The 13,025-nt window shown below is 69.4% G+C and carries 14 protein-coding genes and 1 pseudogene; 3 read left to right on the forward strand and 12 right to left on the reverse strand.

Going from position 1 to position 13,025, the window contains the following annotated elements:
* Positions 1-88 precede the first annotated feature (88 nt).
* From DBV14_RS27270 to DBV14_RS27325, 12 genes and pseudogenes are all read right to left on the reverse strand, one after another.
* Positions 89-1,060: a threonine dehydratase gene (locus DBV14_RS27270; RefSeq protein ID WP_124464054.1), complete on the reverse strand. Its 972-nt coding sequence runs from the start codon at positions 1,058-1,060 to the stop codon at positions 89-91.
* A gap of 33 nt (positions 1,061-1,093) precedes the next feature.
* On the reverse strand, positions 1,094-1,726 hold the full coding sequence (locus DBV14_RS27275; RefSeq protein WP_124464056.1) for a LysE family translocator: 633 nt from the start codon (positions 1,724-1,726) through the stop codon (positions 1,094-1,096).
* Positions 1,727-1,728: 2 nt separating this feature from the next.
* Positions 1,729-2,421: a VOC family protein gene (locus DBV14_RS27280; RefSeq protein WP_124464058.1), complete on the reverse strand. Its 693-nt coding sequence runs from the start codon at positions 2,419-2,421 to the stop codon at positions 1,729-1,731.
* Between the two features lie 19 nt (positions 2,422-2,440).
* Entirely contained in the window at positions 2,441-3,364 is a 924-nt protein-coding gene (locus DBV14_RS27285) for a PhzF family phenazine biosynthesis protein (protein WP_185546140.1), read from the reverse strand.
* Positions 3,365-3,369: 5 nt separating this feature from the next.
* Positions 3,370-4,011, reverse strand: coding sequence for a glutathione S-transferase family protein (locus tag DBV14_RS27290; protein WP_124464062.1), 642 nt, complete (start codon positions 4,009-4,011; stop codon positions 3,370-3,372).
* Positions 4,012-4,052: 41 nt separating this feature from the next.
* On the reverse strand, positions 4,053-4,886 hold the full coding sequence (locus DBV14_RS27295) for a PhzF family phenazine biosynthesis protein (protein WP_124464064.1): 834 nt from the start codon (positions 4,884-4,886) through the stop codon (positions 4,053-4,055).
* Between the two features lie 13 nt (positions 4,887-4,899).
* The gene (locus DBV14_RS27300; protein WP_124464066.1) at positions 4,900-5,538 is read right to left on the reverse strand and encodes a LysE family translocator; all 639 of its coding nucleotides are present in this window, start codon (positions 5,536-5,538) and stop codon (positions 4,900-4,902) included.
* A gap of 18 nt (positions 5,539-5,556) precedes the next feature.
* Entirely contained in the window at positions 5,557-6,219 is a 663-nt protein-coding gene (locus tag DBV14_RS27305; protein WP_124464068.1) for a DJ-1/PfpI family protein, read from the reverse strand.
* A gap of 19 nt (positions 6,220-6,238) precedes the next feature.
* Positions 6,239-7,441: a PLP-dependent aminotransferase family protein gene (locus DBV14_RS27310; protein ID WP_124464070.1), complete on the reverse strand. Its 1,203-nt coding sequence runs from the start codon at positions 7,439-7,441 to the stop codon at positions 6,239-6,241.
* 68 nt (positions 7,442-7,509) lie between these two features.
* Positions 7,510-7,635: pseudogene (locus tag DBV14_RS27315) on the reverse strand (VOC family protein); the annotation flags it as partial.
* Positions 7,636-7,676: 41 nt separating this feature from the next.
* The gene (locus DBV14_RS27320) at positions 7,677-8,654 is read right to left on the reverse strand and encodes a DMT family transporter (protein WP_124464072.1); all 978 of its coding nucleotides are present in this window, start codon (positions 8,652-8,654) and stop codon (positions 7,677-7,679) included.
* Positions 8,651-9,250: a LysE family translocator gene (locus tag DBV14_RS27325; RefSeq protein WP_124464074.1), complete on the reverse strand. Its 600-nt coding sequence runs from the start codon at positions 9,248-9,250 to the stop codon at positions 8,651-8,653. Before DBV14_RS27325 ends, DBV14_RS27320 begins: the two co-directional genes overlap by 4 nt.
* A 134-nt stretch (positions 9,251-9,384) precedes the next feature.
* Here DBV14_RS27325 and DBV14_RS27330 point away from each other — a divergent pair, with 134 nt between their 5' ends.
* The 3 genes from DBV14_RS27330 to DBV14_RS27340 all read left to right on the forward strand — a co-directional run bounded on the left by DBV14_RS27330 (position 9,385) and on the right by DBV14_RS27340 (position 13,022).
* Complete coding sequence (locus DBV14_RS27330; protein ID WP_124464076.1) at positions 9,385-10,830, forward strand: PLP-dependent aminotransferase family protein; 1,446 nt, start codon at positions 9,385-9,387, stop codon at positions 10,828-10,830.
* A gap of 89 nt (positions 10,831-10,919) precedes the next feature.
* A complete protein-coding gene (locus DBV14_RS27335; RefSeq protein ID WP_124464078.1) occupies positions 10,920-11,696 on the forward strand; it encodes a PhaM family polyhydroxyalkanoate granule multifunctional regulatory protein in 777 nt (258 codons plus the stop codon).
* Between the two features lie 45 nt (positions 11,697-11,741).
* Positions 11,742-13,022, forward strand: coding sequence for an FIST C-terminal domain-containing protein (locus DBV14_RS27340; protein ID WP_124464080.1), 1,281 nt, complete (start codon positions 11,742-11,744; stop codon positions 13,020-13,022).
* The last annotated feature ends 3 nt before the right edge of the window (positions 13,023-13,025 follow it).

Raw genomic sequence — 13,025 nt, forward strand, 5'->3', positions numbered from 1 at the left:
CCCCGAATGACCCCGCACCCGAACCCGAACCCGCTCCCAAACAGCAGCGCCAAGAACAAGGACCCCGGGGTCAGAACCCGAAATCGACTCAGGAAGCAGCGCGCCCCAGCACTCCAGCGAACATGTCGGAGTCGACGTTCCCGCCGCTCACGCTGATGCCCACGGTCTTGCCGCGCCACCGTTCCTGCTGCTGAAGCGCACCCGCCAACGCCGCGGCACCCGCACCCTCGGCCACGTTGTGCGTGTCGCTGAACAGGATTCGCATTGCATTGGCCACCTCGTCGTCGGTCACCATGATCACGTCGTCCGCTTCGCGCAGGATCACCTCCACCGACTCCGGCACGGGCGTGCGGCAGGCCATGCCGTCGGCCAGCCGCGTCGTTACCGGAGATTCGACCGGCTTGCCGGCGCGGAACGAATCGCGGTATGCCGTGGCGTGGGCCGACACCACGCCGATGAGCTTCGTCCTTGCGCCGCAATGCGCACGCGCCACCGCCGCGCCTGCAAAGCCGGAGCCCAGGCCGATCGGCACGAACAGCACGTCGGGCGGCGTGTCTTTCAGCGCGTCGAAGAACTCCACGTACGCCGTCGAAACGCCGCGCACCAGTTCGCGATGAAACGACGGCACGCGGTGCAGCGCATCGCGCTCCGCCAACACGGCCGCGTGTTCCGACGCCGCCTGGAAATCTTCGCCATGCTCCACCAGCGTCACGCCCAGCGCGCGCATGGCCGCGTTCTTTTCCAGCGAGTTGCCGTGCGGCACCACGATGGTCGCGGCCAGCCCGTGGCGCCGCGACGCGAAACCGACCGACTGCCCATGGTTGCCGCGCGTGGCGCTGATGGCGTGGCGTATCTCGGGCTGCTCGCGTGCCAGCGTCTCGAAGTAGGTCAGCCCGCCGCGGATCTTGAAGGCGCCGGCCGGCGTGTGGTTCTCGTGCTTGGCCCAGACCGTGGCGCCCAGGCGCTGTGCCAGCAGCGGCCAGGCGTACTGCGGCGTCGGGGGCATGGCGGCGTGCACGGTGCGCTGGGCGGCTTCGATTTCTTCGCGGGTGAATCTCACTGGCGTCCTTTGTTTTTGACGGTTGTCTTCGGCCTACTTGCGTTCCGTCAGCGCCACGCGCACGGCCAGTGCGGCCAGCACGCTGCCCATCACATAGCGCTGCGCACGAAGCCAGCCGGCGCTCTGCGACAGCACGGCTGTGATGCTCGCGGCGCCGAGGATCATCACCGTGTTGACCAGCGCGCTGCTCGCCATCTGCGCGATGCCCAGCTGCATGCTCTGCAGCAGCACCGAGCCGCGCTCGGGGTGAATGAACTGCGGAAAGAACGAGAGATAGAACATGGCGACCTTCGGGTTCAGCAGGTTCGTGAGAAAGCCCATGCGGAACAGCTTGGCCGGTGGATCGGCCGGCAGCGCACGGGCCTCGAAGGGCGCATTGCCGCCGGGCTTGACCGCCTGCCACGCGAGCCACAGCAGGTAGGCCGCGCCGATGAGGCGAATGGCGTCGAACGCGAGCGGCACCGCCAGCAACAGCGCCGTGAGGCCGAGCGCGGCCGCGAACAGATGCACCAGGAAGGCCATGAGCACGCCGCCCAGCGAGATCAGGCCCGCGCGACGGCCCTGGATCAGCGTGCGCGAGACGCAATAGATCATGTTGGGCCCCGGCGTGAGTGCCAGCAGCAGCGAGGCCAGCGCGAACCAGGCGATTTCGGTGAGGCTCAGCATGGTCAGAGTCCTTTGGATTCCAGGGTGACGGGGCCGCGCGGCGTGTCGAGCACGGCGACGAGGTTGGGTGGGCCGGCATCGATCGCCATGTCGGCCATGCCGATGGCCGACAGCGCCGCTGCAAGGTCGGCCACGCGCGGGTGCGTGGCACGCAGCGCGCGAAGTGCAAGGCCCGAGGCCGGCATGGCATCGGTGGGGTGCACGGGGCCCCACTGGATCAACGTGGGCAGCGCGCCGTAGAAGAGCCGCTGGCCGTCGTCGCGCACCGCGATCTGCCATTCGAGCCGGCCGGCCGGCGTGTCGCGCGAGGCTTCGAGCAACTGGCCGCGATCGATGTGCGCATGCGCGTCGTGCGCGAGTGCGTGCAGCGCGGCAGGCGCATCGGGCACGCGCGCGACGAAGTGAATCAGGCGTGGGCCGTGTTGCGCGAGCCCGGCCTGCAGCGCGCTGTCGTCGAGGTCGAACCACCGGTGCGTGCCCGCGCGCGACGGTTGCTTGCCGGGCTCGATCGCGATGATCTCCAGGTAGGCGGCCGGAAAGGCGTCGCTCGCGATGTTCAACAGCCGGTTGTGCGTGCCCATCAGCGGATGCGCGCCGCCCGGCCCCGGCACGACGCCGAGCGTGGCTTCGCACCACGCCACGCCCTCGGCGAGCGAGGTGGCGGCAATCACGAGGTGGTCGAGTCGGGCGAGCATGGCGTGTCGTGCGTCAGGATTACAGGGTGACGTTGCCGTCGATGCAGGTCACGGCGTCGCCGCCGACCCAGATCTTTCCTTCGGCGTCGCGCTCGATGTACACGCGCCCGGCGCGGCCCAGGCACTGGCCTTGCGCGGCCAGGTAGCGCTCGGGCATGTGGCCGTCGGCAATCAGCCATTCGGCCAGGCTGGCGTTGAGGCTGCCGGTGACCGGGTCTTCCTGCACGCCGACGGGTTCGGCAAAGGCGCGCACTTCGAGGTCGATCTTCGCGCCGTCGCTGTACTCGGCGGCGCGGCGGTTGCCGAAGGCGCGGGCCTCGCGGTTCGAGCGGCCGATCAGCGGCGAAGTGTCGATCTCCGCGGGCACGCCGGCCACGCCGGCCTTCACGCCCAGCTCCTTGAGCATGCGGTGGTCGGGCTGCAGTTGCAGCACGGCGTCGGCGTCATTCACGAGCAGGCCGAACCAGACCGGTCCGTTGTCGAGCACCTGCGCCGCAATGATCTGCTGCGCCTTCAGGCCCAGCGCGCCGGCCACCTTGGCCAGCAGCGCGGGGCTCGGTGCGCTGCGCTTGAGCGGCGGCGCCGCGAAGGCCAGCCGGTCGCCGTCGCGGCGCAGCGGCACGAGGCCGGCGCCGCATTCCTGCACCACGAGGCCGGGCGCCTTGGGCTTGCCGCCGGCACGCAGCCAGGCATGGCAGCTGCCGATGGTCGGATGGCCGGCAAAGGGCAGCTCGCCGCCGGGCGTGAAGATGCGCACCCGGTAGTCGGCGGTGGGCGCCGTGGGCGGCAGCAGGAAGGTGGTCTCGGACAGGTTGGTCCACTGTGCAAAGCGCTGCATCGTGGCGTCGTCGAGGCCGGTGCCATCGACGACCACCGCGAGCGGGTTGCCGCGGTAGGCCGTGGCGGTGAAGACGTCGACTTGCTGGAAGGGGCGGGATTTCATCAGGTTCATTCAAGAGATAGATCGAGCACGCCGCGCGCGCCCGGACGGGAAAGCAGGTCGGCGTACCAGCGCTCGACGTTCGGCCAACTGGGGCGGTGGTATTCGGCGGCGGGCAGGCCGAACCAGCGGTGCGCTTCGCAGCCGATGGGAATGTCGGCCATGGTGAAGCGCGCGCCGGCCATGTAGGGCCGCTGCGCGAGGTGGGTGTCGAGCATGGCGAACAGCGCTTCGCTTTCGCGCACCGAGGCGTCGATCAGCGCGGGCTGGCGTTCCGACGGCGGCGTGCGCACCCATTGCACGAAGGCGTCGCGGCTGGCGCGGTTCAGCGTGGTCTGCTGCCAGTCCATCCAGCGTTCGGCGTCGAAGCGCATGGGCAGCTCGGCCGGATAGAACTCGCCGTGCGAGTGCCTGGCGCAGAGGTAGCGCACGATCACGTTCGACTCCCAGAGCGTCACGCGGTCGGTGCCTTCGCCGTCGTCGATGGTGGGCACCATCGCGTTCGGGTTGAGAGCAAGGTATTCGGGCGTCTGCACCACGCCGAACTTGCCGCCAGCTTCGGTGCGCTGGAAGTCGAGCCCGAGTTCCTGCGCGCACCACACCACCTTGCGGACGTTGATCGAGCTGATGCGGCCCCAGATGTTGAGCATGGACGAGGTTCTTTCTTTTTCGTTGTGTTGTTCGATGCGGCTCATGCCGCCATGACGCGCGCCGTGCCCGACACGCGGACCGAGCTGCCCGGCGTGGAGGGAATGTCGGCATGCAGCAGCGACAGCATGCCCATGTCTTCGCCCTGCACCACGTCGATGAACCCGCCATGGGGCCAGTCGATGTCGCGCAGGTAGCCGGCGAGCGCGGCTGTCGCCGCGCCGGTGGCCGGGTCTTCGTACACGCCACCGGAGGCGAAGGGGTTGCGCGTGTGAAAGCGCTGGGCGCTTTCGGCGTGCACCAGCACGATGGTGGCCAGGCCCTTGCTGTTCATCAGTGCGCGGCCCGCTTCCAGCGCGTAGCGCATGGCGGACAGCGTGGCGCGGCTTTTCAGGGCCAGCAGCAGATGGTCCGCGCCCGCGTGGACGATGGCCGGCGGCAGGCGCGCGTCGAGGTCTTCAGGTGCCAGGCCGAACAGGGCCAGCGCGGCCGACACGAAGTCGGGCGAGGCAGCGGCGCTGTGCGTGGGCGGCGATTGCAGCGCCGCCGCGATCACATCGCCTTCACGCCGGCCTTCGACCGTGATCTCGGCCTGGTTGAGCGTGAGCGCGAACACGCCGTCGCCGTGCTGCAGCGCCAGCGCCGCGCCGAGGGCGATGGTGGCGTGGCCGCAGAACGGCACTTCGGACTGCGGCGAGAAGTAGCGCACGCGCCAGCCGCTGCCGGAGCGGGCGGCGAAGGCGGTTTCCGAGAAGCCGACTTCGGCGGCCACGGCCTGCATCCGGGCCTCTGGCGGCAGCGCATCGGCGATGACGACGCCGGCAGGGTTGCCGCCCGTCTCTCCATCAGAGAAGGCTGCGATCTTCAGGACATTCATGGGGTGCTCGCCTTCAGCGGGGCGTGGGTCGGTCGAGGAACAGCAGGCGCACGGCCAGCCCCAGCATCACGGCCGCGAGCAGGTTGCTTTGCAGCCTGGCGGCGCCGGGACGGCGTTCGAGCCAGCGGCCGACCTGGCCGCTGCAGGCACCCAGCAGCGTGTTGAACGCCAGCGCGGCCATCGACAGCACCACGCCGAGCTGCACCAGCTGCAGCGGCACGCTGCCGCGCGCCGGGTCGACGAACTGCGGCAGGAAGACCATGAAGAACAGCAGCGCCTTCGGATTGACGAGGTTGTTCAGCAGCGCCATGCGAACGATGCGGCCGAAGCCGGCGGGCTGGGCCTGTGCGCCCGTTCGAAGGACATTGCCATTGCGCAGCGCCTGCACCGCGAGCCAGGCCAGGTACAGCGCGCCCGCATAGCGCAGCACGTCGAACGAGGGCGGCCAGGCGGCGATGAGCGCGGTGACGCCGGTGGCGGCGAACAGCGTATGCACCAGGTCGGCGGCCGTGATGCCGATGGCCGCCGCGAAGCCGCCGCGCGGTCCGTGGGCCACGCCATGCGACATCACGAACGCCATGTTCGGGCCGGGCGAGAGAAACAGCGCCAGTACCGCAAGCAGAAAGAGGGACAGGGTTGCGAGTCCGATCATGGGGTGTCCCGGCCGGGGTCAGGCCGTCTCGGTGGTGGCTGATGCGGCAGCCGGTTGAAGGGATGGCGGAGATGTCAGGGATGGCAGGTACGGTTCGATGTTGCCGAAGGCGCGCGCCACGTAGTCGTCTTTCTCGCCCACGGGCGCGACGTAGTGCAGCGCGCTCTTTGCGGCTTCCACGCCCTCGGAGCGCGCGATGAACCACGCCGCGAGGTAGGGCGCCGACAGGCAGCCGCCGGCGGTGGCCACGTTGCCCTTGGCAAAGAAGGGCTGGTTGAGCACGTCGATGCCGGCCTCTTGCACCCACGGCTTGGTCGTGAGGTCGGTGCACGCGGGCACCGCGCCCAGCAGGCCGAGTCTGGCGAGCAGCAGCGTGCCCGAGCATTGCGCACCGATCAGTTGGCGCGAGGTGTCCAGGCCGCGCAGCACGCCCATGATGGCCGCGTCTTCGGCGATCTCGCGGGTGCGGATGCCGCTGCCGACGAGAACGGCATCGGCCTCGCAGGCCGATTCGAGCGTCGAGCTCGCATGCACCGTCACGCCGTTCATCGACGTGACCGTGGCGCTCGGCGCGGCCAGCGTCACGCGCCAACCGGGCCGCTTCACGCGGTTGAGCACCCCGAGCGCGATCAGCGAGTCGAGCTCGTTGAACCCGTCGAAGGTGAGGATGGCGATGTGCATGGCGGCTCGGCCCGGGTCTTCAGATCTGCGCCGCCGCGAGCTGCTTGTCGCCCACCAGCGCGAGTTCTTCGCGCAGCGTTTGCGCCAGCGCGGCGATGGCGATGTCGATCTCTTCGACGCTGGCCGTCACGAACGACAGGCGCAGCGTGCGCGGATCGCCCTGGCCGGCGTAGAACGGCGCGCCTGGCACGAAGGCCACGTTGCGCTCGACCGCCTTGGGCAGCAGCGTGACGGTGTCGATGCCCTCGGGCAGGCGCGCCCACAGGAACATGCCGCCCTTGGGGGCGTTGAACTTCACGTCCAGGCCGGCCATTTCACGCGTGAGCGCGGCGATCATCGCGTCGCGCTGGCGCTTGTACAGGGCGCGGATGGTGGGCACGTGGCGGTCGAGGAACTTGTCCTTCATGACGGCCGACACCATGCGCTGCGTGAAGATCGGCGTGTGCAGGTCGACCGCCTGCTTGGCCTGCAGCAGCTTGGGGTAGATGGCCTTCGGCGCCACCAGGAAGCCCAGGCGCAGACCGGGGGCCAGCACCTTGGAGAACGAGCCCAGGTAGATCACGCCGTCGGGGTTGCGCGCGGCCAGCGGCAGCGGCGGGGCTTCGTCGAACCAGAGCTCGCCGTAGGGGTTGTCCTCGACGATCGGCAGGTTGGCCGCGGCGGCGGCAGCCGACACGGCGGCGCGGCGCTCCTCGGTCATGGTGCGGCCGGTGGGGTTCTGGAAGTTGGGCAGCAGGTAGACGAAGCGCGCGTCCCTGGCCTTGGCCACGAGGTCGTCGACGATCACGCCGTCCTCGTCGCTGGCCACGCTCACGGGGTTCGGCTCCATCGGGCCGAAGGCCTGCAGCGCGCCGAGGTAGGTGGGCGTTTCGACCAGCACCTTGCTGCCCGGATCGATCAGCACCTTGGCCACGAGGTCCAGGCCCTGCTGCGAGCCGGTGGTGATGAGCACCTGGGCCGGGTCGACGTTCCACGGCAGCATGTCGGCCACGGCCTGACGCAGCGGCGCATAGCCTTCGCTGGCGGCGTACTGCAGCGCGGCCTGGCCGTCGTTGTGCAGCACTTCGGCGCAGGCATCGGCAAAGGCCTGGATGGGGAAGGTCTTGGGCGAGGGCAGGCCACCGGCCAGGCTGATGATGCCGGGGCGCTCGGTGACCTTGAGGATTTCACGCAGCACCGAGGGATTCATCTTGGCGGCGCGTGCGGCGAGTTTCCAGTTCATGGGTTCTTCTTTCAGGCGGGTGAGGTGAGATTCGATAAAAAATTCGGACCGGGGCGGGCCGCAGTTCTTCAGTGTCGGTCCGGCGGAATGTCGCCACGGTACACAGCATGGATTTTGTTGCCGTCCGCATCGGGCAGGTAGACGCCGTAATAGCCATGGCCGCAGCGTGGCCGTGAGCCCGGCGCGCCTTCGTCGCGCGAAAGGCCGGTGCAGCCGGCGGTGACGGGGCCGGACATCAGCTTCTTCCCTGCCTGACGGCGCCGGCAGCGGCGGGCGTATCGGCGGGGGCAAGCGCCGGCGCGGCCTGCGGCTGCGACAGCTTCTTGCCGATCAGCACCGTGCCCACCACGGCGATGGCAAAGCCCAGCGTCACCACGTCGAGCGGTTCGCCCAGCAGGGGGATCGACGCGAGGATCGACAGGAAGGGCTGCAGCAACTGCGTCTGGCTCACGCGCAGCGCGCCGCCGAGCGCCAGGCCGCGGTACCAGGCAAAGAAGCCGATCCACATCGAGAACGTGCCGACGTAGACAAAGCCCAGCCACGCAGACGTGGCGACGGGCTGCGTCGGCCACAGGGCCAGCATGGCAGGCAGCGTGACGGGCAATGCCATCACACAGACCCAGCAGATCACGCGCTCGGCGCCCAGCGACGGCGTGACCTGCGCGCCGTAGATGTAGCCGAACGATGCCGCGATGACCGCGCCGACCAGCAGCAGGTCGGCCCACTCGAAGCCGAAGCCATGGCCGCTCTGGCTGGCGCGCAGCACCGAGAACACCACCACCAGCAGGCTCCCGGCGATGGCGCAGAGCCAGAAGCCGAGCCGCGCGCGCTGGTGCAGCACCCAGGCCGCGACGGCCGCGGTAACCAGCGGCAGCAGCGCCGTCACCACCGCCGCGTGGCTGGCCGTGACCACGCGCAATGCGTAGGCCAGCAGCAGCGGAAAGCCGATGCAGTTGCCCAGCACCGCGATGCCCAGCGGCTTCCACTGGTGCGCGGCCGGCCGCGGCGAGCGCGTGACCAGCAGGAAGATGGCCGACAGCACGCCCGCCAGCGCGGCGCGCCCGAGCGTGACGAACCACGGCGAGAGCTGCGGCGCCTCTTGCGTGCCGGTGGCCAGCCGCGTCATGGGCAGCGTGATGGCGAACATGGCGACGCCGGCCACGCCGAGCCACATGCCCAGCGTTTCGTCCTTGATGTCGAGCCGGGCGCTCATACGCCCACCATCCACCATGCCGTGAGCACCAGCACAGCCGCCATCGCGCGGTTGAACCACAGCAGCCGCGCGCCCTTGGCCAGCCATTCGCGCAGCAGGGCACCGACCAGCGCATAGGTGAAATTGCTGGCAAAGGCGTAGGTCAGCATCACCGGCGCCACGATGGCGAAGCGGCCCAGCGCATCGGGCTGGCCCGCGATCCAGCCGGCCACCAGCGTGAGCGCCAGCAGCCAGGCCTTGATGTTGACGAACTGCAGCATCACGCCCTGGCCGAAACCGACGGTGAGGTTGGCGCTGTCGGCGCGGCCCAGCGTGCCGCTGCCGCTGAGCTTCCAGGCCAGCCACAGCAGGTAGGCGATGCCCAGGCCCTTGATGGCCAGGCGCAGCGGCGGCACCGCCACCACCAGCGCGCCGAGTCCGGCGGCGCACAGCACCAGCAGCAGGGTCCAGCCGACCGGCACCGCGATCACGAAGCGCATGGCGCGCGGCAGGCCGCCGTTGGCCGCGAGCGCGGTGGAGAGCGTGGTGTTGGGTCCGGGCGAAAAACTCATCGCCGTGGCCAGCACCAGCAGCGCGGTGAATTCTTGCCAGTTCATGACACACACTCTAAACTTGTGACCATTACAGTTCCAATACAGATGATCGAACAATATCTGAATCTGTATTGGTCATCTCTTCGGTACACGCTCCGATACGCCCTCCGACGCAGCACCTTTTCTTGCCGAACCGCATGCTGACACGCACCTCCACCCAGTCTCTCACCGGCCAGCTGGCCGACCGCCTGGCCGAACGCATCCGCACCCGCCTGCTGCCGCCCGGTGCGCGCCTGCCGTCGGTGCGCGAATGCGCGCGGCAGCAGGGCGTGAGCCCCTACACCGTGGTCGCGGCCTACGACCAGTTGCTGGCCCAGGGGCTGGTCGAGGCGCGCCGGCAACGCGGCTTCTACGTGCGCGATTCGGCGCCGGTACAGGACAACCGTCCGGGCAACGGCGCGGCCCCCGGCGGCGTCGGCGGCATACCGGCGGCAATGGCCGTGCAGATGCTGGCCTCGCGCGTGCCGGCCGATGCCAGCTCGCTGATCCGCAGCATGTTCCATCGCCCGAGCGACAAGCCGCAGCCGGGCATGGGCGTGTTTCCGCCGGACTGGATGTCGTCGACCTTCATGCCGACGGCCGTGCGGCGCATGACCAGTACAGCGGCGCTGCAGGAGCTGTCGCTCCAGTACGGCGAGCCGTCCGGCGACATGGCGCTGCGCCGCAGCCTGTCGCAGAAGCTGGTGGGCATCAACGTGCCGGCCACGCCCGACCAGATCGTCACCACCATCGGCGCCACCCATGCGCTGGACATCGTGAGCCGCACGCTGCTGCGGGCCGGCGACCCGGTGATGGTCGAGGAGCCGGGCTGGGCGCTCGAATTTGCGCGGCTCGAGGCGCTGGGCATGCGCATCCTGCCGGTGCCGCGCCGCGCCGACGGGCCCGACCTGGAGGTGATGGCGCAGTACTGCAAGCTGCACAGCCCCAAGCTGTTCGTGAGCGTGAGCGTGCTGCACAACCCGACCGGCTACAGCCTGACGCCGGGCAGCGCGCATCGCGTGCTGAAGCTGGCCAACGAGTACGACTTCCACATCGTCGAGGACGACACCTACAGCCATCTCGCGCCGGAGCACGCCACGCGGCTGAGCGCGCTCGACGGGCTGCAGCGCACCATCTACGTGAGCGGTTTCGCGAAGATCCTGGCGCCCAACTGGCGCATCGGCTTTCTGGCGGCGGCGCCCGCCGTGAAAGAGCGGCTTCTGGAGACCAAGCTGCTGACCACGCTGACCTCGCCCACGCTGTTCGAGCGGGCGCTGTCGTGGTGCATCGACCAGGGGCAACTGCGCCGGCACTCGGAGCGCATGCGCATCCGGCTCGACGGCGCGCGCGGGCGGGCGGTGAAGCTCGCCATGTCGCACGGCTGCACCTTCGCGTCGGAGCCGGCGGGGCTTTTCGGCTGGGTCGATACGGGCGTCGACACCGACGCGCTGACCCAGCGCATGCTCGACGAAGGCTACCTGCTGGCGCCGGGCTCGCTGTTCCATGCGCGGCGGCCGCCGAGCACGATGATGCGGATCAACTTCGCCACGTCTCAGGATGCCGCGTTCTGGAAGGTCTTCAGCAAGGTCCGAAGCGGGATCTGACGGAGGGTAAAAGCTGTGCGGGGCCGGTCAAAGGCCGAAGGCTTGGAGTAAGCTGGCAGCACAAGAAAACCCACCCGGAGACCTCCTGCATGAGCAACGCCAGCCAACCCTTTGCCTTCAGTCAATTCGTCCCCGGATTCGACTTTCTGAAGAACCTCGCCGGCGGTGCCGCGGCGGGTGCCGGTGCCGGCTCGGTGCCCGGCATTCCGAGCCTGGCGAGCTGGGTGGCGCCCACGTTGAGCGTGGAAGAAGTCGACAAGCGCATCCAGGAACTCAAGACCGTGCAGTACTGGCTCGAGCAGAACGGCCATGCGCTCAAGGCCACCATCCAGGCGCTCGAAGTGCAGAAGATGACGCTGTCGACCCTGCGCGGCATGAATGTGCGGATGGAAGACATCGCCAGCGCGTTCACCAAGCAGGCGGCCGCGATGGCGCCGGCCGCGGCGCCCGCACATGCTGCTTCGGCTGCCGCACCCGAGCCCGAGCCGGAAGAGGTCGAGGACGACGTCGAGCCCGAAGAAGAAGCACCGGCGCCCAGGAAATCGCGCAGCAAGCCGGCCTCGGCCAAGGCGGCCGCCTCGGCCGATGGCAACGGCGTTGTCGATCCGATGCAATGGTGGGGCTCGCTCACCGAACAGTTCCAGCAGATTGCCAGTTCGGCACTGCAGGACGCGGCCCAGCTCAAGGTGCCGGCCATGGCCCAGCCGCTGGCCGACGCCGTCGGCAAGGTGATGGGCGGCAAGAAGCCGGCAACGGCGGCCCGCGGCAAGCCCGCGGTTGCCGCAAAGAAGGCGGCGGCGGCACCCGCCGCCAAAAAGAAAACATCGACGGCTGCCGCGCGCAAGCGAACTGCCAGCCGCCGCTGAGCTCATACACGGATATTTTTTGAAGAGAACGGGTTGGCACGCATCATGAAGTTGTTTCCCTCCGGCCATGCCACCCATCCGCAATGGCGAATGGCGGCCGGCCTCGTGCTGGCTCAGTTGCGCGCGCAGATGGCGCTGCCCGACTACGCCTCGTCGCCGACGCTCGGGCTGCTCTACATCACCGATCACTATGCGAGCGAGGCGCAGGAAATTCTCGATCACCTGAGTGCCGAGCTGCCCGAAGTGACCGACTGGTCGGGCACCGTCGGCATCGGGGTCTCGGCCAACAACGCCGAGTACTTCGACGAGCCCGGCATGAGCCTGATGCTCTGCGCCTTGCCGAGCGACCAGTACCGCGTGTTCTCGGGCGTGGCGCCGCTGGGCAACTCCGAAATGAGCGGCTTCGAGGCGCACACCGCGCTCGTGCACGCCGACCCGGCCACGCCCGACCTGTCGGAGCTGATCGCCGAGATGGCGGGCCGCACCGACACCGGCTATCTGTTCGGCGGGCTCTCGTCGGGCCGGGGCGGCGCGCTGCAGTTCGCGATCGGCGGCAACGGCAACATCCGCGGCCACGGCGCGGCGGGCGGCGTGTTTTCGGGCGGCCTGTCGGGCGTGGTGTTCGGCGATGGCGTGCGGCTGGTGTCGCGCGTCACGCAGGGCTGCCAGCCGCTGCGCTCGGGCGCCGTGCGCGAACGCGAGATCACCGAGGCCGACGGCAACCTGCTGCTCAAGCTCGACGGCGAGCCGGCGCTCGACGTGCTGCTGGCCGACCTGCAGGTGTCGCTCGAGCGGCCGCAGGAAGCCATCGATGCTGTGCGCAACACGCTGGTCGGGCTGGCCGACGCGGGCAGCGACGGCATCCGCCGCACCGGCGACCTGGGCGCCGACGTGCTGGTGCGCCACATCATCGGGCTCGACCCCACGCGCCGCGGCATCGCGATCGCCGACACGGCCGAGGCCGGCATGCGGCTGACTTTCTGCCGCCGCAATGCGCAGGCGGCGCGTGCCGACCTGATGCGCATCTGCGCGGAAATCCGCGAAGAGCTGGAGCCGGAAGAGCAGACGCTGGCCACCGCACGCGCAGTGGCCGCAGGCGAGGCCGAGGCCGCGCCGCATCCGGCGCGGCGCATTGCCGGGGCGGTGTACGTGAGCTGCTCGGGGCGCGGCGGACCGCACTTCGGCGCGCCGGGCGCCGAGTTGCAGATCGTTCGGCATGCGCTGGGCGACGTGCCGCTGGTCGGCTTCTTTGCGGCCGGCGAAATTGCGCGGCATCACCTGTATGGCTACACCGGTGTGCTGACGGTGTTCACCAGCAACGACTGAGCG

It is taken from the genome of Variovorax sp. KBW07 (assembly GCF_003852515.1).
In the GTDB taxonomy this organism is placed as follows: domain Bacteria; phylum Pseudomonadota; class Gammaproteobacteria; order Burkholderiales; family Burkholderiaceae_C; genus Variovorax.